At 71.1% G+C, this 10,622-nt stretch carries 11 protein-coding genes; 8 read left to right on the forward strand and 3 right to left on the reverse strand.

Annotated elements, in window-relative coordinates:
- The 5 genes from H5J26_RS23480 to galK form a co-directional block, all read left to right on the forward strand.
- Positions 1 to 1,570 (forward strand): PQQ-binding-like beta-propeller repeat protein (locus tag H5J26_RS23480; RefSeq protein ID WP_181767937.1); only part of this gene is annotated, 1,570 nt, incomplete at its 5' end.
- Between the two features lie 205 nt (positions 1,571 to 1,775).
- Positions 1,776 to 2,450, forward strand: coding sequence for a response regulator transcription factor (locus tag H5J26_RS23485; protein ID WP_181767938.1), 675 nt, complete (start codon positions 1,776 to 1,778; stop codon positions 2,448 to 2,450).
- A 234-nt stretch (positions 2,451 to 2,684) separates the two neighbouring features.
- The gene (gene galT, locus H5J26_RS23490) at positions 2,685 to 3,863 is read left to right on the forward strand and encodes a galactose-1-phosphate uridylyltransferase (protein WP_181767939.1); all 1,179 of its coding nucleotides are present in this window, start codon (positions 2,685 to 2,687) and stop codon (positions 3,861 to 3,863) included.
- Positions 3,826 to 4,896, forward strand: a complete 1,071-nt coding sequence (gene galE / locus H5J26_RS23495) for a UDP-glucose 4-epimerase GalE (protein WP_309238038.1) — start codon at positions 3,826 to 3,828, stop codon at positions 4,894 to 4,896. The genes galT and galE overlap by 38 nt, the downstream gene beginning before the upstream one ends.
- Positions 4,893 to 6,044 (forward strand): galactokinase, encoded by a 1,152-nt coding sequence (gene galK / locus H5J26_RS23500; protein ID WP_181767941.1) that lies wholly within the window; start codon positions 4,893 to 4,895, stop codon positions 6,042 to 6,044. The genes galE and galK overlap by 4 nt, the downstream gene beginning before the upstream one ends.
- Here galK and H5J26_RS23505 read toward each other — a convergent pair.
- Positions 6,031 to 6,486 carry a GNAT family N-acetyltransferase gene (locus tag H5J26_RS23505; protein WP_181767942.1) on the reverse strand — a complete coding sequence of 152 codons (456 nt, stop codon included), beginning with the start codon at positions 6,484 to 6,486 and terminating at the stop codon, positions 6,031 to 6,033. The genes galK and H5J26_RS23505 overlap by 14 nt on opposite strands.
- 273 nt (positions 6,487 to 6,759) lie before the next feature.
- On the opposite strand from H5J26_RS23505, the gene H5J26_RS23510 reads away from it, so the two are divergent.
- Positions 6,760 to 7,641, forward strand: coding sequence for a response regulator transcription factor (locus H5J26_RS23510; protein WP_181767943.1), 882 nt, complete (start codon positions 6,760 to 6,762; stop codon positions 7,639 to 7,641).
- Positions 7,642 to 7,673: 32 nt separating this feature from the next.
- Here H5J26_RS23510 and H5J26_RS23515 read toward each other — a convergent pair whose 3' ends face one another.
- Positions 7,674 to 8,441 carry an SDR family NAD(P)-dependent oxidoreductase gene (locus H5J26_RS23515; protein WP_181767944.1) on the reverse strand — a complete coding sequence of 256 codons (768 nt, stop codon included), beginning with the start codon at positions 8,439 to 8,441 and terminating at the stop codon, positions 7,674 to 7,676.
- A 121-nt stretch (positions 8,442 to 8,562) separates the two neighbouring features.
- Entirely contained in the window at positions 8,563 to 9,060 is a 498-nt protein-coding gene (locus H5J26_RS23520; protein ID WP_181767945.1) for a MarR family winged helix-turn-helix transcriptional regulator, read from the reverse strand.
- A gap of 72 nt (positions 9,061 to 9,132) precedes the next feature.
- On the opposite strand from H5J26_RS23520, the gene H5J26_RS31630 reads away from it, so the two are divergent.
- On the forward strand, positions 9,133 to 10,131 hold the full coding sequence (locus tag H5J26_RS31630) for a methyltransferase domain-containing protein (protein WP_235980989.1): 999 nt from the start codon (positions 9,133 to 9,135) through the stop codon (positions 10,129 to 10,131).
- Positions 10,128 to 10,523: a VOC family protein gene (locus H5J26_RS23530; protein ID WP_181767946.1), complete on the forward strand. Its 396-nt coding sequence runs from the start codon at positions 10,128 to 10,130 to the stop codon at positions 10,521 to 10,523. The genes H5J26_RS31630 and H5J26_RS23530 overlap by 4 nt, the downstream gene beginning before the upstream one ends.
- Positions 10,524 to 10,622: the final 99 nt, after the last annotated feature.

A 10,622-nucleotide genomic window follows, 5' to 3' on the forward strand; every position in this document is an offset into this window, starting at 1 on the left:
CGGGGGGTACGGGTTCCCGCAGCAGCCTCCGGGCGCGCCGCAGGGCGGTTACGGCTTTCCGCAGCAGCCGCCGCAGGCCGGTTACGGCTACCCGCAGCAGCCCGGTCAGTACGGGCAGGGTCCGGGGATGTACCCGACGGCACCCATCGGCGCGTACCCCGGTGGGCCGGGCGGTCCCGGCGGCAGCGGCGGCAACGGGAAGATCATCGCGATCATCGCCGCGGCGGTGGCCGTCGTGCTGGTCATCGGCACGGTCGGCTTCTTCCTGATCAACGACGACGGCGGCAGTGAGAACGAGGCCGACGGCGACAAGAAGTCCACATCGAACGGTTCCGGGGGCGGCGGCAAGCCCGCCAGCGCCGACGGCAAGGAACTGTTCAAGATCGAGTCGCCGAAGCTCGACGGCGAGGACTCGAAGTACGCGCTCGGCGCGTGGGCCACCGACGACATCTTCGCCAAGGGCACCATCGACTCCATCGTGGGCCTGGACGCGGGCAGCGGTGACGAGAAGTGGAACCTCCCGCTGGACGGTGAGATCTGCGCGGCCACGAAGCACCTCACCGAGGCCGGGAAGACGGCGGTCATCACCCAGGAGACGAAGTCCTCCAAGGCCGCCTGCAACCAGCTGGCGGTCATCGATGTGAACTCGGGCAAGAAGGAATGGCAGGAGACGATGCCTGCCGCCGACGGCGCCTCGACGCTCGGCATCAACCTGACGATCGCCAAGGACGTCGTGGCCGCCAAGTGGATCGGCGGCTCGGTGGCGTACAAGATGTCCGGCGGCTCACCGCTGTGGCGCTCCAAGGGGAGCAACGAGTGCAGGGACGACGGGTTCGCCGGCGGCAAGGAGCTGATGGCGGTCGTCGAGTGCGGTGACTACAGCGACCCGAAGATCAAGGTGCAGAAGCTCAACCCCAAGACGGGCAAGTCGACTTGGGAGTTCGAGGCGCCCGACGGCGTCGAGAGCGCACGGGTGATCTCCACCGACCCGGTGATCCTCGCGGTCGGCGCGGGCACGAGCCTCGCCACGGACGTGATGACGGTCGGCGACGACGGGAAGCTCAAGTCCAAGATCTCCCTGGGTGACCGCAAGTACGACCCGGGCTGCGGCACCGACACCGAGTCCTGCGTCAGCGCGGTCGCGGACAAGAAGTACGTCTACATGCCCTCGGGCCAGCACCAGGGTGAGACCACGTCCACGAACGAGATCCTGGCCTTCGATCTCGAGACCGGACAGCCCAAGTGGAAGTCGGACGCGGGTGAGAGCCGCACGATCGTGCCCGTCCGCATGGACGGTTCGAAGCTCATCGCGTACAAGAAGCCGACCTACGACTCGGGTGGCGAGGTCGTGGCCATCGACCCGGCGGCGAAGGGCAAGCAGGAGGTCTACCTGCGCAACCCGGACGACAGCTCCCGGGTGGAGAGCGACCTCGGCAGCATCTCGCTGCGGGACGGGCCTCTGTACGTGAACGGCCGTCTCTTCCTCCAGCGTTCGCTGGTCTCGAAGAGCAGCGACGACGCCGGGAGCACCTACGGGAAGTACATCGGCATCGGCTTCGGCGCCGAGTGACCTCCTGACCGGGAGCCCGCGGGCTCACGACTTCTCCGCCGTTCCTTCGCCCTTCTCTCACCGAAGGGGCGCGGAACGGCGGAGGAGCGTGTAGCTTCCGGGAGCACAGGAGGAGGGACTGTGCCCGGATTTGGGGGCTCCCGGGGGCTGTTGGGCCCGCTGGGGGAGGGCGTGGTTCCCACGGCAGCGTGGGGGGTTGTTGCGCATGAGCGTCCGGCTCATGGTCGTGGACGAACACAGACTGCTCGCCGAGGCTCTTGCCTCGGCGTTGAAACTGCGCGGCCACCGGGTGCTCGCCGCTGCGGCGCCCAGCGCCGGCGCAGCGGATCTGGTGCTGAGCCGGGCGCCTGAGGTCTGTCTGCTGGGTACCGCCGTTCCCGCCGAGCCGGGCGTCTTCGATCCGGTGGTCCGCATCAAGCGTGAGAAGCCGCAGATAGCGGTCGTGGTCCTGGGCCCGGTGCCCAGCCCCCGGGGTATCGCCTCCGCCTTCGCCGCGGGGGCGTCCGGCTATGTGCGGCACGACGAGCGCATAGAGGGCGTCGAGCGCGCCATGATGAAGGCGCGCGCGGGGGAGGCGGCGGTGGCGCCGCAGTTGCTGCAGGAGTCCTTCGCGGAACTTCTCAACCCGGTCGCCGAGCCCGATGACGAAGGCGCGCGGCTCCTCCAACTCCTCACGCCCCGCGAGGTGGAGGTCCTCATGCGCGTCGCGGAGGGCGAGGACACCCGGCTGATCGCCGCGGGGATGCGCATCGCGCCGAGTACCGCGCGTACGCACGTGCAGCGGGTGCTGATGAAGCTCGGTGTGGGGTCCCGCCTGGAGGCGGCGGCGCTCGCGGCCCGTACGGGGCTGCTGGAGAGGGCGTCCCGGCCTGGCGCCTGACGGCGTGCCGACAGTGTGAGAGCCCCTGCCCCGTAAGGCCGTTCGGGGCGCACTTCGCGACCGCCCGCATCGCTTTCTGCGTGTTCGCTTCCACGGTCTCGCGTCGCGATTGTCTGTAATGCGGCTTGTGTAGCCTGTGATCTTCGCCGGTTTCCGAGGCATGGTCTCCACTGTTGGACTGTGATGCCTTGTGTGCGATTATGTTGAGGTCGGAAAGGTGAGGAGTGACACCCGTTGAAGAAGACCTCGACCCGGCTCGCCGACGGCCGCGAGATCATTTACTACGACTCCCGTGACGACGCCGTCCGTGACGCGGTCGACGAGCGTCCCCTGGAGGCGACGGCCACCGCGTCGGAGATCCGCTTCGACCCGCTGCTCTCGGAGTGGACCGCCGTCACCGCACACCGGCAGGGCCGCACGTACCACCCGCCCGCCGACGCGTGTCCCCTCTGCCCGACGCGTGAGGGACGCCTGAGCGAGATCCCCGAACCGGACTACGACGTCGCGGTGTTCGAGAACCGCTTCCCCTCCTTCACCGGCGGCCCCGGGCCCGAGGCGGCCGACGGCCCGCACGGCTTGTTCACGCACCGCCCCGGCGCCGGCCGCTGCGAAGTCGTCTGCTTCACCGCCGACCACCAGGCCTCCTTCGCCTCCCTCAGCGACGAGCAGGCACGCCTCGTTCTCGACGCCTGGACCGACCGCACCGCCGAGCTGTCCCAACTGCCCGGCGTGGAGCAGGTCTTCTGCTTCGAGAACCGCGGCGAGGAGATCGGCGTCACCCTCCAGCACCCGCACGGCCAGATCTACGCCTATCCCTTCACCACGCCCCGCACCCGGCGCATGCTCCAGTCCGTCGCCGATCACGCCGCCCGCACCGGGGGGCGCAACCTCTTCGACGACGTCGTCGCCTCGGAACTGGCCGACTCCCGCCGCGTCGTGAGCGAGACGGAGCACTGGGTCGCCTTCGTCCCGCACGCCGCCCACTGGCCGTACGAGGTGCACCTCTACCCCAGGCACCGGGTGCCGGACCTGCTGGCACTGGAGGAGGAGGCACGCGCCGAGTTCCCGGCGGTCTATCTGGACCTGCTGCGCCGCTTCGACCGCGTCTTCGGCCCGGACGAGCCGCCCACGCCCTACATAGCCGCCTGGCACCAGGCGCCGTTCACCTCTCCCGGACCCGGGCGGCGCCGCCCCGACCCGAGCGGTGCCGCGGACGCCGTCACCCGCGAAGACTTCGCGCTGCACCTCGAGCTTTTCACCGTCCGCCGAACTTCCGGCAAACTGAAATTCCTCGCGGGTTCCGAATCCGGGATGAACGTGTTCATCAACGATGTGCCGCCGGAACGCGCGGCCGAGCGACTGCGAGAGGTGTCCAGTGACTGCCATCCACTCGGGGGCGGCCCCCCGGCCTGACCAGGTCCCCCAGCGCGAATACCTGGTGACGGGCGGAGCGGGCTACATCGGGAGCGTCGTCTCCGCCCACCTCCTCCAGGCCGGCCACGCGGTCACCGTCCTCGACGACCTCTCCACCGGCTTCCGTGACTCCGTCCCCGAGGGAGCGGACTTCATCGAGGGCCGTATCCAGGACGCGGCGCGCTGGCTGGGCGAGCGTGCCCGCAGGGACGCGCCTCCCTTCGACGGCGTGCTGCACTTCGCGGCCCACTCACAGGTCGGTGAATCCGTCCAGAACCCGGCCAAGTACTGGCGCAACAACGTCGGCGGCACCATGGAGCTGCTGGCCGCCATGCGCGACGCGGGAGTGCCCAGGCTCGTCTTCTCCTCGACGGCCGCCACCTACGGTGAGCCGCCCCTCTCGCCCATCCTCGAGGAGGCGTTCGAGGCTCCGACGAACCCCTACGGCGCCTCCAAGCTCGCCGTCGACCACATGATCAGCGGGGAGTGCCGGGCGTACGGCCTGTCCGCCGTCTCGCTGCGCTACTTCAACGTCGCGGGCGCCCACGACATCCACGGCGAACTGCACGACCCCGAGACGCACCTGATCCCGCTGGTGCTCCAGGTCGCGCAGGGCCGCAGGCCGGCGATCTCCGTCTTCGGCGACGACTACCCGACCCCGGACGGCACCTGCGTCCGCGACTACATCCACGTCTCCGACCTCGCCGACGCGCATCTGCTGGCCATGGAGGCGATGACGGAGGGCGCGCAGGGGAGCGAGATCGCCCCGGGCGAGCACCTGGTCTGCAACCTCGGCAACGGGAACGGCTTCTCCGTACGGCAGGTCATCGAGACCGTCCGCAAGGTGACCGGCCACCCCGTGCCCGAGGTCGCCGCGCCCCGCCGCGAGGGTGACCCCGCCGAGCTCGTCGCCTCCGCGGACCGGGCCAGGAACCGGCTCGGCTGGCGCCCCTCGCGTCCCGGGCTGGAGGAAATCGTCCAGGACGCCTGGGAGTTCGCGCAGAAGCACGCCCAGCAGACGGCCAAGGCATGACCGGAGGATTCCGTGCGGTCTACGGGCGCGACCCCGAAGGGGTGTGGGCCGCGCCCGGACGCGTCAACCTGATCGGTGAACACACCGACTACAACGACGGTTTCGTCATGCCGCTGGCCCTTCCGCAGACGTGCCGGGTCGAGGCGTCCCGCCGCGATGACGGCGTCCTGCGGCTGCACTCGTCGGCAGCGGCGGGCGGCGTCACCGAAGTGCGCCTCGACGGGCTGAGCCCGCAGGGCGCCACCGGCGACCGAGGCGGCTGGGCCGCCTACCCGGCCGGCGTGGTGTGGGCGCTGCGCGAGGCGGGGCTCCAAGTGGGCGGCGCGGACCTGCACTTCGAGAGTTCGGTGCCGACGGGCGCCGGGCTCTCCTCCTCGGCCGCCCTCGAGGTCGCCACGGCTGTCGCCCTCGACGACCTGTACGGGCTGGGTCTTCGCGCGACGCGCGTGGCCGAGCTGTGCCGGCGCGCGGAGAACGACTTCGTGGGCGTCCCCTGCGGGATCATGGACCAGATGGCGTCGGCCTGCTGCACGGCCGGGCACGCGCTGTACCTGGACACCCGTGACCTCACCCAGCGACAGGTTCCCTTCGACCTGGCCGCCCAGGGCCTGCGGCTGCTAGTCGTCGACACCCGCGTCAAACACGCCCTGGGCGACGGCGCCTACGCAGAGCGCCGCGCGGGCTGCGAGGCGGGAGCGGCCGCCCTGGGCGTACGGACGCTGCGCGAGGTCCCCATCGAGGAACTGCCCGCGGCGCTGGACCGCCTCGACGCGCGGCTGCGGCCGCTGGTGCGGCACGTCGTCACCGAGAACGAGCGTGTGGCCGCTGCGATCCGGCTGCTGGACGCGGGGGAGACCCACGCCATCGGGCCCGTGCTCAGCGCCGGACACGCCTCGCTGCGCGACGACTTCGGAGTCTCCTGCGCCGAACTCGACCTGGCCGTCGACTCGGCGAACGCGGCGGGCGCACTGGGCGCCCGCATGACCGGCGGCGGCTTCGGCGGATCGGCGATCGTGCTCGTACGGGCGGAGGCCGCGGACGAGGTGAGCAAGGCGGTCGACCACGCCTTCGCCGCGGCCGGTCACCGCGCGCCGCGCATCTTCGAGGCGGTGCCGGGTGCGGGCGCGCACCGGGTCAGAGCTTCTTGACCAGCAGATGGTCGGTGCAGCCCGGCGGGTAGTCCTCCACGGTGCCGACGAGGGTGTAGCCGGCCTTCCGGTAGAAGCCGGGGGCCTGGAAGTCGAAGGTCTCCACGCGCGAGCCCGTACAGCCGTGCTGCTCGCGGGCCAGGTGCTCCGCCTCCGCCACCAGACGGGAGCCGAGCCCGGAGCCCCGGTGGCGTTCGTCGACCCAGAGCAGATCGATGTGCAGCCAGTGCGCCCACGCGTGCCCGACGAGGCCGCCCGCGAGCACCTCACCGCTGTGACCCGGCGAGCCCTCCAACGCATAGGTCTCGACGGGGACTTCGGAATCCGCAGCTGTGCCGCGCAGGGCCCGCATCACCGGTGACCGCCGCGAGTTGGTCTCCCGCAGGTTCTCCTTGACAAGCGCGCGCAATTGCTGGTCGACCGCCGTCCGGATCCGGAACATGTGCCTCACTTCAGGTCGTCCATCAAGCAGTTTGGCCAATCGGTTTCCGTTGTCACACCCCGGCCGTACTCTGAGTCTGATGTATCTCACCGGTGGGGGCCGGTGATTGTTCAGGGGGCGAGACAGCCGGGCAGCCACGCCGGGCGACGATGCCGGGTGTGGCAGCAGAGGCGCCCGGCGGCGTCCTCCCCCACGACCTTCGGTGTGGGGGGCCTCGGGCGCGCTTCTCTTCCCTCCGCACCGGGTGACGTACCTGCACTGCCAGGGGGTGCCATGCAACGTATCCGAGTGCTGGTGGTCGACGACCACCGCATCTTCGCCGAGTCCCTGGCCGCAGCGCTGGCGGCCGAGCCCGACGTCGAAGTGACGGCTGCGGGAAGCGCTCCGGCGGCGCTGCGCTGTCTGGAGCGTGCGGCTTCCGACGGGCGCCGCTTCGACGTGGCCTTGATCGACGCGGACCTCACCGCGCCCGCCGCGGGTGCCTCCACGGCCGCAGGTGTGTCTTTGAACGGGGCCAACGGCCAGCTCGCCGCCGTCCTTTCGCGTGATGGCGCTGACGGCGGCGTGCCTGCCGCCACCGCCGTGGTGCACGGTGCCGGTGCCGAGATCCTCTCCAACAAGCCGGTCCTCCCGGGCACTTCGGGTGCCGACGTCAAGCCCGGCGGCATCCCGCTCGTCGGCCGGCTGCGCAGCGAGCACCCGGCAGTCCGCACCGTGATGCTCGCCGAGCGCGACGACCCGCGGCAGGCGGCCGCCGCTCTTCAGGCGGGGGCCGGCGGCTGGGTCGCCAAGGACTGTTCCCTCTCCCGGCTGCTCCAGGTCATCCGTGGGGTGCTCAAGGACGAGACGCACCTCTCGCCCGCGCTGCTGACCGGCGTGCTCAAGGAGTTGACCGCCTCCCGCAAGCACCGTACCGAGAGCGAGCGGCTGGTCGAGGCGCTGACGCCGCGTGAGCGGGAGGTGCTGCGCTGCATGGTCGCCGGCCTGGGCCGCAAGGCGGTGGCGGAGCGGCTGTATCTCTCGCCGCACACCGTCCGCACGCACATGCAGAACGTCCTGGGGAAGCTGGGTGTGCACTCGACCCTGGCCGCGGTTGCGCTGGCACGGAGGGCCGGGGTGGGCCCCGTCGACCTGGAGGCGACTGCCGCGCACTGAGAGGGCCGGCTGCCTCCCGGGGGCATCTGGGCTCAGATGGAGGTCTTGTAGACGCTCCAGCCGCCGTCGACCACGAGGCTCGTGCCGGTCACGTACGAGGCGTCGTCGGAGAGCAGGAAGGCGATCGCGGAGGCGACCTCATCGGGGTGTCCGTGGCGGCCCGCGACGGTCTGTTCGACGGTCCGGCGAAGTTCCTCCTCGCCGATCTCTTCCCACGACCGGGTGAGGATGGGCCCCGGGAGCACGCTGTTGACGCGGATCATCGGCCCGTAGTCGACGGCGAGTTGGCGGCCGAGGCCCGTCAGCCCGGCCTTGGTCGCGGCGTAGGCGGGGCGGGCGGGGAGGCCGACGAGCGCGTGCACGGAGGACGTCAGCACGATGGCTCCCCGGCGGGCGCGCAGGTCCTCGAGGCACGCCCGTACGCCGAGGAAGGCGCCCGTCAGGTTCACCCCTAACTGCCCCTCCCAGTCGGACAGCGAGAGCGCGTCGGCTCTGCCGGGCCGCATCAGCCCGGCATTGCTCACGAGACCGTCGAGGGGGCCGAATCCGTCATTGGCGGTGCGCACTGCTCTCGCCCAGGCCGGTTCGTCCGTGACATCGCCGAGCACGAAGGCGGCGCGGGCGCCGGAAGCGGTGATCTCGCGGGCCGTCCGGTGGCCGCCCTCCTCCTCGTTGTCGAGGATGACGACGGCAGCGCCCTCATCGGCAAGTCTGTGCGCGGTGGCCGCCCCGATACCCGCGCCACCGCCGGTGACGAGGACGGTGCGTCCCGTGAAGCGATCTGAATGACGTCCGCCCATGCCACGGATGCTACGGGCTGGGCCACTTGCAGCGCACCGGGGCGCTCCGCCGGGAGCACAGGCACCCCGGACGGACGTACGGAAGTTTCCCCGCGTGCACCTGGAGGGGTGAAGAGGCCGCTCAGCCCGGGATGTTGTCGAAGGGTGCCGTCAAGTGCCGGAGCAGCGAGCCCAGTTCCGCACGCTGGGCGGAGGAGAGCTCGCAGAGGATGGCGCGTTCCTGCGCGAGCAGCCCGGCCAGCGCGCTGTCGGCGCGGTCGCGCCCCTCGGTCGTCAGCCGCACCAGCACCCCGCGCCGGTCGCTCGGGTCGGGCAGCCGCTCGACGAGGCCCTTCTTGGCCAGCCGGTCGATGCGGTTCGTCATGGTGCCGGAGGTGACGAGCGTCTGGGTCAGGAGCTGGCCCGGTGAGAGCTGATACGGCGTACCCGCGCGGCGCAGAGCGGTGAGGACGTCGAACTCCCAAGGCTCCAGGTTGTGTTCGGAGAAGGCGATCCGCCGGGCGCGGTCCAGATGGCGCGCGAGTCTGCTGACGCGGCTGAGCACCTCCAACGGCTCCACGTCGAGGTCCGGGCGCTCGCGGCGCCAGGCTGCCACCAGTCGGTCGACCTCGTCCTCCATGGTGATCAGTGTAGTAGTTGTGTCGACATGAAGTCTCTTGACATCGAGATACTTTCCTTGGAGGCTCCTCGCATGACGACACCTGTCTGGGACCCGCACCAGTACCTGCGTCACTCGGGGCACCGCTCCCGTCCGATCGAGGACCTGATCGCCCGCGTGCCCGAGCTGCCGAACGAGGACGCCCCGCGCATCGCCGACCTCGGCTGCGGTCCGGGCGGCCCGTCCGTGGCCCTCGCGACCCGGTGGCCCGCCGGCCACATCACCGGCTACGACAACTCCCCGGCCATGCTCCACGAGGCCCGTGCCTACGCGGGCCGGACCTCGGCCGGCGGATCCCTCGACTTCAGCCACGGCGACCTGGCCACCTGGCGCCCCGCCCCCGGCGAACGCTTCGACCTCCTCTTCTCCAACGCGGCACTCCACTGGGTTCTCCCTGCCGCAGGCCAGGGACGGGTTCTCCCCGCCGAAGGCAAGGGACGGGTCACTTCTGCCGAAGGCAAGGGACGGGTTCTCCCGGCCGAAGGCGAGGGACGGGTGTCCCCGGTCGAAGAACACACCGATGCGTCCGATGCGGCGGCCGAGGGCCGCGCCCCCGGCTTCGAGGCTCTCTTCCCGGCCTGGATCGACGCACTGCCGCCAGGCGGCGTCCTCGCCTTCCAGGTCCCGGGCAACTTCACCTCGCCGAGCCACACGCTGCTGCTGGAGCTGCGCAACTCCTCCCGCTGGCGCGACCGCCTCGGCTCCGAGTCCCGGTCGCTCTCGGTTCTCGACCCGGTCGGCTACATGGCCGAACTCGCCCCGCTCGGCTGCGAGGTCGACGCCTGGGAGTCCACGTACGCCCACCTCCTGCACGGTGAGAACCCGGTCCTCGACTGGGTCGAGGGCACGGCCCTGCGCCCCGTCCTCACGCTCCTCGCCGACGACCCGGCGGCGCAGGAGGAATTCGTCGCCGAGTACGGGGAGTTGCTGCGCGAGGCCTACCCGCCGCTGAACGGCGACGTCTCCCAGGGGACGGTCTTCCCCTTCCGCCGCATCTTCGTCGTGGCCACGAAGGACGGGGCGGCGTCGTGATCGAGTCAGTGGACCACGTGCAGCTGGCGGTCCCGCCCGGGTCGGAGGAGGCGCTGCGTGCCTTCTACTCCGGCACGCTCGGCATGACGGAGATTCCCAAGCCGCCGGTGCTCGCCGCCCGCGGTGGCTGCTGGTTCGCGGCGGGATCGGTCGTCCTGCACCTGGGGGTGGAGGAGGATTTCCGTCCCGCCGCGAAGGCCCATCCCGGCATCCGGGTACGGGACATCGCCGCGTTCGCCCGCCGCCTCACCGACGCAGGCGCTTCCGTGACCTGGGACGAGGACCTCCCGGGCCACCGCCGCTTCTACTCCTGCGATCCGGCCGGCAATCGTCTGGAGTTCCTGGAGCCGGAGCACCAGGGTGAGTCGTCCGACGTGCGCAGGTCCGGCTAGCGGCCGGGGACCGTGGCGGTGTGCCGGGCTCCCTCCCGGGTTCCCCGGAGTGCCCTTGCAGCTTGCGGCGGGGGTTGTAGTAGAGGCTCTCCCAAGCCG

The organism is Streptomyces albidus (ex Kaewkla and Franco 2022), assembly GCF_013870515.1.
Lineage (GTDB): Bacteria > Actinomycetota > Actinomycetes > Streptomycetales > Streptomycetaceae > Streptomyces > Streptomyces albidus.